The organism is Flavobacterium piscis, from assembly GCF_001686925.1.
In the GTDB taxonomy this organism is placed as follows: domain Bacteria; phylum Bacteroidota; class Bacteroidia; order Flavobacteriales; family Flavobacteriaceae; genus Flavobacterium; species Flavobacterium piscis.
In genome coordinates this window covers 175,582-189,954 of record NZ_LVEN01000008.1, presented here as the reverse complement: position 1 = coordinate 189,954, position 14,373 = coordinate 175,582, and the positions used below count along the sequence as shown (strand labels likewise).

Genomic DNA, 14,373 nt, shown 5'->3' with positions numbered 1-14,373 from the left:
CTTGAAACAAAACATATGAAATCAATCATTTTACGAGAAATAAAATCCTTTTTTGGCTCTCCTATTGGCTATTTGGTCATTGCTATTTTCTTAATTAGCAACGGACTATTTTTATGGGTATTTGAAGGAGATTATAATATATTGAAAAGCGGTTATGCTGATCTGACTCCGTTTTTTACTTTGGCACCCTGGATTTTAATTTTCCTGATTCCGGCTGTTACGATGAGAAGTTTCTCTGATGAAAAAAAACAAGGAACATTAGAATTGCTATTGACTAAACCGTTATCAATTTGGGAAATCGTAAACGGAAAATTTTTTGGCTCTCTTCTATTGATTGTTTTAGCGATTATTCCAACTTTTATATATGTCAAAGTAATTTCTGCTTTAGGTTCACCAGAAGGAAACATCGATATGGGCAGCACAATTGGTTCTTATTTTGGTTTATTGTTTCTTATTGCAGCTTATTCAGCAATCGGAATCTTTACTTCTACCCTGTCTGAAAATCAAATTGTAGCATTTATTATTTCTGTTTTTCTGTGTTTTATCTTTTATTTTGGATTTGAAGGTTTAGCATCATTGATTCCCGGATCGTTTACTATCATTTCGGCATTAGGCATGCAGGATCATTTTAAAAGCATGAGCCGCGGCGTAATTGATACTCGTGATGTGATTTACTTTTTGAGTATCACTGTATTATTTCTGTCTTTTACCGTTTATCAATTAAAATCTTTTAAAGCGTAATGAAAACATCTACTCAACAAAATATCAAAACGTTAGGTATAACTGTTTTTGTTTTAATCGTTTTAAATGTTTTAGGAAGTTTATTTTTCCACCGATTTGATTTAACCAAAGACAAACGTTACACATTATCAGAAACCTCTTTGCAAATTGTAAAACAGGTTAAAAATCCCTTATCGATCAAGATTTATATGCAAGGCGATTTGCCGGCAGATTTTAAACGTTTACAACAAGAAACCAGACAATTACTGGAAGAATTTCAGGCCTACAATAGTAATATTGTTTTCGAATTTGTAAATCCTATGGAAAACGAAGACGAAAGCATGGCCGTTGTAAAATCTTTGTACCAAAAAGGCCTTACACCAATAAACATTACCGTTGACGATAAAGGAAAACAATCTCAGGCAATGGTTTTTCCGTGGGCAGTTGCGGTTTACAACAATAAAGAAGTTAATATTCCTTTGTTGAAAAACATAATGGGTGCTTCGACTACGCAAAAAGTTATCGGATCTATTCAGCATTTAGAATATTCTATTGCAGATGCTATTAATAAAATCAGCAAAGACAGGCAAAAGAAAGTTGCCATTATAAAAGGTAACGGAGAGTTGAACGAAGTTCATATTGCTAAAATGCTAATGCAAATTCGAGAAAGCTACTACATTGGGCCTTTTACTTTAGATTCGGTTACTAAAAGTCCAACCGGAACTTTAGATGCCTTAAAAAAATACGATTTAGCGATTATTTCAAAACCAACCCAAAGTTTTACTGATGAGGAAAAACAAGTTTTGGATCAGTTTATCATGAATGGTGGAAAAACTTTATGGCTTATCGATCAGGTTGCGGCTGATATGGACAGTTTATACAATCAATCCGGAGCAACTTTAGCGTACCCCAGAGATTTGAATCTGAATGATATGTTCTTTAAATACGGATTCAGAATTAATCCTGATCTGGTAAAAGATGAACGAGGAAGTAAATTGAAATTAGCTACCGGAGAGCAAGGAAGCGCTACACAATACCAGGAATTTATCTGGAAATTTGCTCCTGTTGTAACGCCAACCAGCAATAATCCGATAGTGAAAAATCTAGGGGAAATTAAATTTGATTTCGCTAGTCCGATTGACACTTTGAAAAACGGAATTAAAAAAACAGTTTTGTTGCAATCATCGCAATATTCGAAAGTAATTGGAACTCCAACGGAAATTACGCTGAATAGCGTAACCGAAAAAACTTCGCCTCAGGATTACATCAACACAGGAAACAAGCCACTTTCTGTTTTATTGGAAGGTTCTTTTCATTCGGCTTTCGAGAACCGTGTTTTACCTTTCAAGGAAAATTCTTTTTTAGCAAAAGGAAAACCCAACAAAATGATTGTGATTGCCGATGGAGATTTGGCCAGAAATCAATTGGATAAAAATATGATGCCGGTAGAATTAGGTTACGATCAGCGTACAGGTATTTTATACGACAACAAAGATTTTATGATGAATTGTATCAATTATTTGCTGGATGATACAGGACTTATTAACATTAGAAGCAAAGATGTCAGCTTGCCTTTATTAGACGGAGACAAAGTTTACAAGAATTACAGCCTGACGCAATTCATAACTATCGGACTTCCAATTCTAATATTATTAGTTTTTGGATTGGCTTTTACTTACATCCGTAAAAGAAAATACAGCAAATAGATGTTAATAAAAAAATTGCGAAACTAAGATTGTTTACGATATATTTGTAAAACCTATCTTAGTTGAAGAAATACTAAGAAAAAGTGCAAAAAAATAAAACAAAAGAGATGAAATTTATAGTATCGAGTTCTTACTTATTAAAACAATTACAAGTTTTAGGTAGTGTAATCAACAGTAACAATACGTTGCCTATTTTAGATAACTTTTTATTTGAACTAGACAATAATGAGTTGACAGTTTCGGCCTCGGATCTTGAAACTACTATGTCTGCTACATTATCAATCGATTCTACAAGCAAAGGAAGTGTTGCTGTACCGGCGAAGCTTTTGCTTGAAATTTTGAAAACGTTTCCAGAACAGCCTTTAACTTTTACAGTTGAAGAAAACAATACGGTTGAAATTAGTTCAAACTCAGGAAAATATGCTTTAGCATATGCTGCAGGAGAAGAATTTCCTAAATCTGTAAATCTTGAAGATCCGTCTGTAACTTTAGTTCCTGCTGATGTTTTGGCAACTGCTGTGAGTAAAACTATTTTTGCTGCCGGAAATGATGATTTACGTCCTGTGATGTCAGGAGTTTTCTTTCAGTTCTCTCCGGAAGGCTTAACTTTTGTTGCTACAGATGCTCATAAATTGGTAAAATATGCCCGTACAGATGTAAAAGCATCTCAGGTAGCTGATTTTATTATGCCAAAGAAACCTTTGAATATTTTAAAAAGTATTTTAGGAAGTTCTGATGCTGAAGTAAAAATTGAATACAACGATTCGAATGCGACTTTCTCATTTGATAATTATATCTTAATGTGTCGCTTGATCGACGGAAAATACCCTAATTACGAAGCGGTAATTCCTAAAGAGAATCCAAATAAGTTAATGATTGACCGTTCTTTATTTTTAAGTTCAGTAAAACGTGTTGCGATTTTCTCAAACAAAACAACACACCAGATTCGTTTAAAAATTGCAGGAGCTGAATTAAATGTTTCTGCAGAAGATATCGATTACTCTAACAAAGCAGAAGAAAGATTGACTTGTGATTATCAAGGAGATGATCTTCAAATTGGTTTTAACTCTCGTTTTTTAACTGAGATGTTAACCAACTTACAATCTGACATGATTATGCTAGAAATGTCATTACCTAACAGAGCCGGGATCCTAACGCCAGTTGATGGTTTAGAAGAAGGTGAAACTGTTACTATGTTGGTAATGCCTGTGATGTTAAATAGTTAACATCAAAACTTCTTTTTGTTACAGGGATTTTTTTTAATTTCAAATTAAAGACATATCATTGTAAAAAAAAAATATCGCTATTGACCAACCATTTTTTATACCTAGAAACCGCAATTCTTTTTTTAAGATTTGCGGTTTTTTATTTGGAGGATTTTTTGTTTCAAGTTTCAGGTTGAAATGCGATTATGGTTTGTGCTGATTTTACCACAAAGTACGCAAAGTTTTTAATGGTTTGTTTTTAAGATAAAAAAGTTCGCAAAGCTGAATCGATATAAAGCTTTGCGAACTTTGCATTATTTTATAAAGAGAACCTTTATGAACTTTGCGAAAAATCTTTGCGTGCTTTGCGGTAAAAAAACACGAGACAGGAAACCTGAAACTTTTTTTCTAACTTTGTAATATGAAAATAGAGATTTGGTCGGACATCATGTGCCCGTTTTGTTATATCGGAAAAAGACAACTGGAAACCGCTTTAGCTGAGTTTCCAAATGGTGAATTTGAAATTGAGTGGAAAAGTTTTCAACTTGACCCCACTATTACACCGCAAGCCGGTAAAGACGTTTTTACGTTTCTGGCAGAACGAAAAGGTATTTCGGTTGAGCAATCAATAGAAATGCATAAAGGTGTCACAGAACGCGCAAAAAGCGTTGGTTTAGACTATCACTTTGATAAAGCTATTATTTCAAATTCTTTAACCTCTCATCGTATTATACAATTGGCTAAAACCAAAAAATTAGGTGATGAAATGGAAGAAATTTTCTTTAAAGCTTATTTTACTGAAGGAAGGGATTTAAATGATATAGAAACTTTAATAGAGTTGGCTGTAAAAGCTGGTTTAGATTCTAATGAAGTAAAAGAAGTTATTGAAAATGAAAATCTTTATTTAGATAATGTGCATTCTGATATTCATGAAGCTAATGAAATTGGTGTACAGGGAGTTCCGTTTTTTGTTTTCGACAGGAAATATGCGGTTTCAGGCGCTCAGCCGGTTGAGGCTTTTGTGAATACGATTAAGGAAGTGATTAAATAATTTTAGATTTATACATAATCTTGTCATCCCGAGGAACGAGGGATCTCCACAAGCAGCTCTACAAAGATTGGCGATTTTGCAGGAGGAGTTTCTTGCGGAGATCCCTCGTTCCTCGGGATGACAAACTGGCTCTAAAAACTATGCTCTCTTCGACTTCTCTCAGAGTGACAAATTTTAAGGTTAATTTTTTCTTGGAAACGAATACCCTAGCCCTTATAGAAGCGGAAATCCTTTTGTGTCCGTCGCGGCGGACACAAAAGATTAGAACGGATAGCAGGAAATAGCTCCTAATTCAAATTTAAATTCTAAAGTTTAAAAAATGCAAATTCCAAACAATCTAAACTCTACAATCTAAACTCTACAATCTAAACTCTAAAATTATATCACTCCCATTTTCTGCATCAAGAAAGTGGCGCTTCTATTTTTGCAGATTCCGTTGCGGAGTTTGTAATCGAAATGAAGGTCGTTGTTTTGAATCTCTACTTCAAAACATTGATTGGTTAGTATGTCAGGATATTCGTTGGTTGTCAAGCAAACTTCGATATCGTGCGTGGCGATGGCACCAATGGCATTTTTAGCAATGATTTTTTTGACTACTTCTATTGTTCCGTTTCGTTTATCATCTGAATTTGTTCCTCTTAAAATTTCGTCTAATAATACAAAAGCCGGACGTTCTTCTAAGGCATCCATAATTTGTTTTAAACGCTTAATTTCGGCAAAGAAATACGATTCACTATCGGCTAAAGAATCTGATAATCTCATTGAAACTAAAACTGGAAGTGGATGAATGTTAGCTTTTGAAGCACAAACCACTGACCCTATTCCACCTAAAACCATATTGATTCCTAAACTTCTTAAAAAAGTACTTTTTCCCGACATGTTTGAGCCTGTTAAAATCATGAACGATTCCGGGTAAAAATGCGTGTCGTTCCCTACTCTTGTTGCAGGATTAAGTAACGGATGACTTAGGTCTGAAAATCCGATTTTATATTCTGAATTGATTTCGGGAAAAACAAAATCAGGATTGTTATAGGCCAGATTTGCCAAACTGTTCAGGGCTTCAAATTCGCCAATAATTGTAATCCATTTTTCGAGTTCGGTCGAATAATTGTCTTTCCATTTTAAAAGCGCTTTTAAAACATGCAGATTGAATAAAAATGTTCCGTTGAATACAATCGCGGTTACTAAATTGTTAATGGTATCCATTCTTGAAAACAATTCTGAAAGATCTTTTAAATGCGTACTTGCTGTTACATTTCTAAAAATTAACTGTTTTTGTAAGTCAATTAACCTTTTTGACTGAAAAGTTTCTGTTTCAATTTTCTGAACCAATAAACTGTATTGCTTGATGATTTTATCTACGTTATCTGCTTTAGCAATTTCGGATTGAATGCGTTTAAAGGATCTTCCCAAAACCATTAGGTTTGCGATAAAGATATAGGTAAGATACGATAAAATAATCGTTTTTGAAGTTATAAAATAGGCCGCTAAAAAACCTAAAAACAGGACTGGAAGGATAACTGATAATGCAACTATAACTTTAGGTAGCGTGTTATTTTTAAATGAATTCCAATAAAGTAGTGATTCATATGAATCTTTAGAATCATTACTAATCATTGCCAGAGCCAAAAAATCCTGACGCCAGTCTATTTTAGTTTTAAGTTCACTAATTGCTTCCTGATTTTCCAGAATAGTTTCATTAGAAGACAAGTTTAATAACTGATTGGCTAATGTTTTTTTTCCGATGAAAGTAGCGGTTCTGTTGATGTTCTGAAATAAAGAATGTTCTCCAAAAACATCAAGATCGTAAGCATAAGGATGATGAAAATCGTTGAATTCGATTCCGTTTTCAAAAGGGATTTTTTCTCTTTTTAGATACGTAATTTCATTTTTATTAATTTTTAAAATGGCTTTTGTAAGCTCTCTTTTAAAAGACAATTTTGAATGAACTCTCATCAAAAAAAGAAAACCAACAAAAGATAGAAAAGCAAAAGCAGCGTATAAGATTTCGTTTGTTTTTATGTAATAGAACAATAAAAATAAACAAAGAAAAACACTTAAAAGACGCAGGATACTTATACTATTGTATCTTTTATTGATTTTATTGAAAATTGCAGTATAGCGCTCAACTTTATTTTGATATGATTCCATTTTTTGAATTTAATGAAATACAAATATAGGTTTTACACTTACAAATTTACTATCAAAGCAAAATTTTAGGTTTCGTGCATTACTAAAACCGGCACAGAAACTTCTTTGGCAATTTTTTTAGTGAAACTAGAGTCGAAAAGACCTTCAAAAAATGATCTTTTGTGTGTTATGGTCGTAAGAATATCTATATCTTTATACAGTATAAAATCAAGAATAGTTTCTTTCACTTCATCACCTGGCAAGACCAGAAACTCAATATTTTCATTAGCAAATTCTCTTTCCCATTCTTTAATAGTAACATCAGAAACATCAGAACCCGATGTTTTAACATATAAACTTTTTACTTTTGCATTTGTTTTTTTTGCAATATCCAATACTTTTCTGAGTTCAGCCTTATCTTTTTCGCGGTAACGGGTTGTAAACCCAATTGTTTTTATTTTTTTAAATTTTGTATCAGCAGGAATGCATAAAACAGGAACCTGAATTTCTGAAATTACAGAACTTGTATTGGATCCCAGAAAAAATTTAGTCCAGTCTGTTTCTCCTGATGATCCCATAATCACAAAATCTACCTTATCTTCTTCAACGGCATTTTTTAAATTATAAATCAAGTCTCCATCCATCAGGCGGTGTTTTATTACAATATCGCTTAAATTTCGTTCTTCTGCAATGGTTCTTAACTTTGGAATTTCGTCTTTGAACATTTCAAATTTTGCCAATTCTATTGAGCTGTAAATCGCTGCATAGTTTTCCGGGAAAAACTGGCTATCATATACTGGAATTTCAAAAGTATGTAACAAAATAAGTTCAGCATTGACCACTTTTGCAAATTCTAAAGCATGCACAAATGCATTTGTTGCACATTCGGAAAAATCTGTGGGGAATAATATTTTTTTCATTTTGATTGTGATTTAGAAGTTGTTCTCTCAAATTTAGTCATTCTATAATAAAAATACTCTGACAATTATCAGTATTTTAACATTTAATAATTTATTGATAAAATATATTTTAATTGATGAAAAGAACATGCTTTAGCTAAGGTCTTAAAGGCTCAACTTTATCGCTTTTTTTATACCTTTGCGGCATGATAAATCAAGATTCTATAGTTGCATTAGCAACTCCGTCCGGAGCCGGGGCTATTGCTATAATTCGAATTTCGGGTTCTGAGGCGATTGCCATCGGAAATTCGGTTTTTAAATCCATCAAAAACAAAGATTTAACCAAACAAAAAACACATACTTTGCACTTGGGTCATATTGTTGATGATTCAAAAATACTTGACGAAGTATTGGTTTCTGTTTTTAAAGGACCAAACTCTTATACGGGCGAAAATACAATCGAAATTTCCTGCCACGGGTCTACTTATATCCAACAGCAAATTATTCAGTTATTATTACGAAAAGGCTGTCGTATGGCTGATGCAGGTGAATTTACTTTAAGGGCTTTCCTGAACGGAAAACTTGATTTATCGCAGGCAGAAGCAGTTGCTGACTTGATTTCGTCAGATAATGAAGCTTCTCACCAAATTGCCATGCAGCAAATGCGCGGTGGTTTTAGTAATGAAATTGCTAAATTGCGTGAGGAACTTTTAAACTTTGCTTCTTTGATCGAATTAGAATTGGATTTTGCAGAAGAAGACGTAGAATTTGCCGACAGAACGCAGTTTCATGAATTATTAAACCGAATTGAATTTGTCTTAAAACGTTTAATTGATTCATTTGCGGTTGGAAACGTAATTAAAAATGGAATTCCTGTTGCCATTGTTGGTGAGCCAAATGTGGGGAAATCGACTTTACTAAATGCTTTATTAAATGAAGAACGTGCTATAGTTTCTGACATTGCCGGAACAACCCGTGATACTATCGAAGATGAATTGGTTATTGGCGGCATTGGTTTTAGATTTATAGATACGGCCGGAATACGTGAAACTAAAGATATTGTTGAAAGCATAGGAATAAAGAAAACTTTTGAAAAAATTGAACAGGCACAAGTTGTGATTTATTTATTCGATGGTTTAAAATTTCAGGTTTCAAGTTCTGAATTTGTTTATGAAATTGAACAAATCAAGAATAAATATCCGCTAAAACCTTTATTAATTGTCGTAAATAAAAAAGATATATTATCTGCGGATGAAGTGTCAAACATCACAACTAAGCTGGAAAATTTAAATGCAAAACTGCTGTTAATTTCAGCTAAAGAGAAAATTGGTGTTGATGATTTAAAGAATGAATTACTTTCTTTTGTAAATACAGGTGCACTTCGCAACAACGAAACAATTGTTACAAATACAAGACATTATGATTCTTTACTAAAAGCTTTAGATGAAATACAAAAAGTGAAATATGGTCTTGAAACCAATCTTTCAAGTGACCTGATTGCGCTAGATATTCGTGAGGCTTTATACCAATTTGGGTTGATCACAGGTCAGGTATCTAATGATGAACTATTGGGGAATATATTTGCTAATTTCTGTATCGGAAAATAGCAGGACAAAATAACGCAAAACAACAACAAGTTAACTAGTTAAAATATTGATTATCTATATTTTAACTAGTTTTTTAATTCCTTTTTCTTTTGGATATTATGTGATGTTTTGAATAAATTTGTACCTTATTTGTACCTTATTTGTACCTTATTTGTACCTTATTTGTACCTCGGAAAACGCGAGGTACAAAAAATTTTTTTTTTTGTCCAAATCATGGCACGCCTAGACACACATAGTCACAGTGGGACACTTAAAGTCACACTTCTATGAGTACAAACATTAAAATTGCACGAATCTGTGAATTCTGTAAAAATGAATTTCCATTTCCTATTTGACTTGAAAAGTGGCGCCAAGCTCCACTGCCTTCCCGTGCCTCTTTTAAAATAACAGATGAATCAATCTCAATTATCGCCTTTTAAATGAAGGCCTTGTCATCTTCATGGTCATCAGCCACAAAGAATACTTGCGGGAAGTTTGATTGGCTCGCGACATAGCTACTGGTTATCTACATACAAAAAGCCAATTTTCTTAACATAGCTCGCCCCATTATTATAATTTAAAATATAGAAATAAGTTCCATCTGGCAGCTTTTCGTTGCGACTTACTGTAGTTCTTCCGTCTGAATATCCCTTAAACATAACAGTACTTTCGTTATAGGATTTTGCCTCGTACACTTTCACTCCCCATCTGTTGTATATTTCGACTGTATTGTCCGGATATTTATCTATTCCTTTGATTCGAAAGCTGTCGTTAAAATCATCACCGTTGGGTGAAATTGCATTAAAAATTATGAGTTCATTATCAGGATTAGCTTTTTTAATAAGACCTATTGTAAAAATTCCATAGCCTCCAACCTGTGAGGTAACTAATTGGGTATATTCCTCGCCTGAAATTGGACCACTGGCCACACCTCCATCATTAACCCATTTAGAAGCTGTTGCTTCCCAGCGAACTATTGCCAGCTGGGTTTGCGGATCTTCATCAAAAAAAATGGCCGGAGTCGTAGTAGTACTTAAGGTAAGGCTCAAAACTATCTTTTCCGTTCCCTGATCTTGTGTGATCTCCCAATATTCTGCATCGTTAATACTTATGATACTTTCCTCCTTATTGGTAGGCGGATAAAGTAAAGTAGCGTTTTTATATAAATACTCAGAAGTATAAATGGTCCGTTCAGAAGAATTGGACGAATAGAATGCCGGTCTGTAATGAAATGCATCACCCACTGGAAATTCAAAAGGTTCATCGATATTATTTTCCGTTTTTCCGTCTATAAAACTTTTACTTCCCACATTGCTATGAAAAGCGCCTTCATTAAAAATGACCAGCCCATCATAATCGGCTGCGTTAACAATTCCGTTTTTTAAGTCTGCAAGTTTACCAACCGAAATGGTCGAAGCCAAATGAAAAGGCATAGCTGATGTTCTATTATCAAATATTATATTTTGAAAATCGGACTGTTTTAAGCCTTCGATAATTTGCTCGGTTGTACCTGTAAAAAAGGTTTTTCCATCTGCAGTATTACTATAAGATACAATACCGTCATTAGCCCAGTTTTCAAAAATGTGAACTTCACCATCATTGACGAAATTTCCGTCTGCCGTATTTTTATAATCAAAAAATACAGATACCAGTGTTGCCTCATTTACTTTTAGCGCTCCCTGATTCACAAGCTGGGCATGACCTCCGCAGATCGAAAAAAGAACTGCAATACTTGCAATATAAGTTAGAGTATTATTATTCATAATCTATGTATTGGATTAAAAATCGCTTTTAACGAATAAATTATTGTCTTACAAATACAAATCTTCCCCCAATGGTTATATAAGGGTTATTTAATGATAAATAACCATCACCGATAGCTCCTGTAGCCTCAGTGATTAATATTCGGAACTGAGTTGGGCTATAAGGTACGATATGTCCTTCGGCGACACCATAACCATCAACACTACCACTAATAAGCTTACCGGTACGCAGGAAATATCTCACTTCAGGATACGTTTGATCATACTGTACAGGACCGCCATAAATAGGATTTTCATTTGAATCAAATGTAAGGCCAGCAGGCAATGTAAACAAATAATTACCGCTCCCAGTATTTGCTCCACTAGGGTCTATTGCCGAATATAAAAAATCTACTTCAACTTCATTATTACCAAGTTCACGATAACGTATAAAATCATCTTCGCGTGTTGTAGCTTTATTTGGCGCTGCAACTGTTGCTCCTATTGTAATTGGAGTTTTAGCCGAAAAGGCTGTAGTACGTGGCACTGTTCTTAACATCCCGCCCGGATCGGTAACTATTATATTATCTGTTGGTAAACCAGGAGGAAGTCCTGAAATCATAAATGGCTGACCATTTGTCATTATTTCTGTCTGATGATCCAAAGGGCCTCCTAATTCTACTACTCCACCTTGAAATGGATCAGAAGTAAGTCCATTAACGGCCTTTATCAAAACAGGCACAGGCTGTGAGGGAACGCCGTTCACATTCGAAACCAATTGTGATCCGTTTACTAAATCTAAACTATTTGAGTTGATAATGTTTACATCGGCACCCGTAACACCATTTACAGTGGTACTTAAATTATTATCCTGAGAGTTATTTGAAACTGAGGTAATCGCTCCTATAGAAGTTGGCGATATTGTTCGTAAAACTCCACTTGAATTTACAACCAGAATATTATCTGAAATTCCACCAGTTTGCAATCCTGCAATAGCCAATGTATTAATCGCAGAAGTACTTATTACCGTTGAAGTGTTAAGCGTACCTCCTAAACCTACCTTTCCGTCTGTCGAATTAAGACCGTTGATGGCGCTAATTAATACTGAAGTTGGTATTGATGGAACTCCATTTACAATTGATAAAAGATTTCCATTTATAGTTTCTAAATAATTTGTAGTTCCGAAACGAAGTAATGGTGTCAAATCTAAAGGAGTGCTGGCCACATTATTTACGCTAGTTATCAAATTAGTTCCTATGATAGAAGTTTCGTTGGTATTTACAATTGGGGCGCCTGAACTTACAACGCCATTTACCGTTACAGTTGAAGTATTTGCCGTTGATGCATTAGAAACACTTGTTGCACTTGTAATGGCCGGAGTCAAATCCAAAGCTGTACTAGCTACTCCATTTACAGTGGTCGTAAGACTTGCTCCAGTTAAACTAGTTTCATTTGTATTAATAATCGGGACGCCTGAACTTACCACACCATTTACAGTGGTACCTAAAGTATTATTCAAAGAGGTATTAGATACAGTTGTCGCCGGAAACGGTGTATTGATTTGATAAGGATCGACCTGAGTTCCAGAACCTGCTACAGTTGTATTTGTACCATTAATAATTAAACCGATACCCCCTTGTGGTCCTATTGGGCCTGCGGCTCCATCATTTCCTGGAATTCCCTGAGGACCTGCTGGTCCCGCTAAGCCTATCGGTCCTTGTGGACCTGCTGGTCCTATTGCGCCATCATTTCCTGGAATTCCCTGAGGACCCTGAGGGCCAGTTGCCCCGTCGTTCCCCGGGATACCTTGTGGACCTATTGCGCCGGTCAATCCGATTGGCCCCTGAGGTCCTGTGGCTCCATCATTTCCTGGAATTCCCTGTGGACCTGCTGGTCCCGTTAAGCCTATCGGTCCTTGTGGCCCTGCTGGTCCTATTGCGCCATCATTTCCTGGAAGTCCTTGTGGACCCTGAGGGCCAATTGCACCGTCGTTCCCCGGGATACCTTGTGGACCTATTGCACCGGTCAATCCGATTGACCCCTGAGGTCCTGTGGCGCCATCATTTCCTGGAATTCCCTGAGGACCCTGAGGGCCAATTGCCCCGTCGTTCCCCGGGATACCTTGTGGACCTAGTGCGCCGGTTAGTCCAATTGGTCCCTGAGGCCCAGTTGCTCCAGTCGATCCGATTGGCCCCTGAGGTCCTGTGACTCCATCATTTCCGGGAATTCCCTGAGGACCTGCTTCACCCGTTAGTCCAATTGGCCCCTGCGGTCCTGCCGCTCCATCGCTACCAGGAATTCCCTGTGGTCCCTGAGGTCCTGTTGCTCCCGTCAATCCAATAGGCCCTTGAGGCCCCTCAGGACCTACCTGTCCTTTAAGTTGCAATACATTAGTAATTCCTTTTTCATCCAGATATATTAACCGATTATTCACTACATCGTAATTTAATGAAGTTAATATTTCGGGATCACTCTGCGCCATAATTCTGACCCACTTATCTATTTCCCAATAATAAAAACCAGGGCTCACATCATTTACAGTCGCTGTATTGTAAACTAACAAACTGTTTATTATAGACCCTGTAACGGGATTTTGATTTGTTGTTCCTGTCAGGGATATTCTTGGTATAAGCATTCCTTTATTTGCTGAAGTTATATCCAGTTGTGCTGAATTTGCCGGAGATAAGGTTCCTACTCCTACTTGCGAATGAGAAACCGCACAAAATCCCATTATGGAAAAAATTACTAAAATTCTTTTTTTTAACTCCATGGCTTTACTTTTTGATTAAAAATTAACGCATCTGTCTGTAAAATTTTAAAGGATAAAAAATCTATGTTTATATGTGATTGATTTGATTAATTGTTTTACTGTTATAGCAGGACTGTATTTATTACAAATCAGTAATAATAAATTCGCTTCGTGTGTTTTCCTGATGTTCATCTTCTGCACACGGTATACAATCAGCACATTTGTTTACAAGCTAAGTTTCACCATATCCATTGCCGATTAATCGTTTGGGTTGATTCCATTTTTAACCAGCCATTATATTGTTGATTTTGTTCTTCTGTTCGATAAAGCCTGATTATATTTGAAGGTTGCCCTACCATATGTATGCGAACGAATGGCAAGTTTCATTGTTGGATTTTCGTTTAATACAACTACTATATTTTCTAAATCAATAGCTCCCACTTCTGTCCTAATGTTAGATTTATCCAAATCAAAATAAATCATATTTCATAATTGATTTATAGTTTTTGATTTTGCTATTTATACAGTGGGTAATCAACTTTACTATTCAACAAAAATTAAGAAAGCTACGGCATAGATCACTTA

The 14,373-nt window shown here is 35.3% G+C and carries 9 protein-coding genes and 1 pseudogene; 5 read left to right on the top strand and 5 right to left on the bottom strand.

Going from position 1 to position 14,373, the window contains the following annotated elements; translation table 11 throughout:
• The first annotated feature begins 15 nt into the window (after positions 1-15).
• From gldF to FLP_RS05435, 4 genes are all read left to right on the top strand, one after another.
• A complete protein-coding gene (gene gldF / locus FLP_RS05450) occupies positions 16-741 on the top strand; it encodes a gliding motility-associated ABC transporter permease subunit GldF (RefSeq protein ID WP_065448505.1) in 726 nt (241 codons plus the stop codon).
• Positions 741-2,426 (top strand): gliding motility-associated ABC transporter substrate-binding protein GldG, encoded by a 1,686-nt coding sequence (gene gldG, locus FLP_RS05445; RefSeq protein WP_065448504.1) that lies wholly within the window; start codon positions 741-743, stop codon positions 2,424-2,426. Before gldF ends, gldG begins: the two co-directional genes overlap by 1 nt.
• Positions 2,427-2,533: 107 nt before the next feature.
• On the top strand, positions 2,534-3,652 hold the full coding sequence (gene dnaN, locus FLP_RS05440; RefSeq protein WP_065448533.1) for a DNA polymerase III subunit beta: 1,119 nt from the start codon (positions 2,534-2,536) through the stop codon (positions 3,650-3,652).
• A 400-nt stretch (positions 3,653-4,052) separates the two neighbouring features.
• A complete protein-coding gene (locus tag FLP_RS05435) occupies positions 4,053-4,682 on the top strand; it encodes a DsbA family oxidoreductase (protein WP_065448503.1) in 630 nt (209 codons plus the stop codon).
• Between the two features lie 378 nt (positions 4,683-5,060).
• Here the strand turns inward: FLP_RS05435 and FLP_RS05430 are convergent, their stop codons facing one another.
• Together FLP_RS05430 and FLP_RS05425 are read right to left on the bottom strand one after the other, a co-directional pair.
• On the bottom strand, positions 5,061-6,833 hold the full coding sequence (locus tag FLP_RS05430; protein WP_065448502.1) for a MutS-related protein: 1,773 nt from the start codon (positions 6,831-6,833) through the stop codon (positions 5,061-5,063).
• 65 nt (positions 6,834-6,898) lie between these two features.
• Positions 6,899-7,732 (bottom strand): universal stress protein, encoded by an 834-nt coding sequence (locus FLP_RS05425; RefSeq protein ID WP_065448501.1) that lies wholly within the window; start codon positions 7,730-7,732, stop codon positions 6,899-6,901.
• A 185-nt stretch (positions 7,733-7,917) separates the two neighbouring features.
• Here FLP_RS05425 and mnmE point away from each other — a divergent pair, with 185 nt between their 5' ends.
• A complete protein-coding gene (gene mnmE / locus FLP_RS05420; RefSeq protein ID WP_065448500.1) occupies positions 7,918-9,318 on the top strand; it encodes a tRNA uridine-5-carboxymethylaminomethyl(34) synthesis GTPase MnmE in 1,401 nt (466 codons plus the stop codon).
• A gap of 494 nt (positions 9,319-9,812) precedes the next feature.
• On the opposite strand, the gene FLP_RS05415 is transcribed toward mnmE, so the two are convergent.
• The 3 genes and pseudogenes from FLP_RS05415 to FLP_RS25095 all read right to left on the bottom strand — a co-directional run.
• Positions 9,813-11,060 carry a T9SS type B sorting domain-containing protein gene (locus FLP_RS05415; protein WP_065448499.1) on the bottom strand — a complete coding sequence of 416 codons (1,248 nt, stop codon included), beginning with the start codon at positions 11,058-11,060 and terminating at the stop codon, positions 9,813-9,815.
• Between the two features lie 40 nt (positions 11,061-11,100).
• Positions 11,101-13,809: a hypothetical protein gene (locus tag FLP_RS25825; protein ID WP_065448498.1), complete on the bottom strand. Its 2,709-nt coding sequence runs from the start codon at positions 13,807-13,809 to the stop codon at positions 11,101-11,103.
• Between the two features lie 121 nt (positions 13,810-13,930).
• Positions 13,931-14,271: pseudogene (locus FLP_RS25095) on the bottom strand (OmpA family protein); the annotation flags it as partial.
• Positions 14,272-14,373 lie beyond the last annotated feature (102 nt).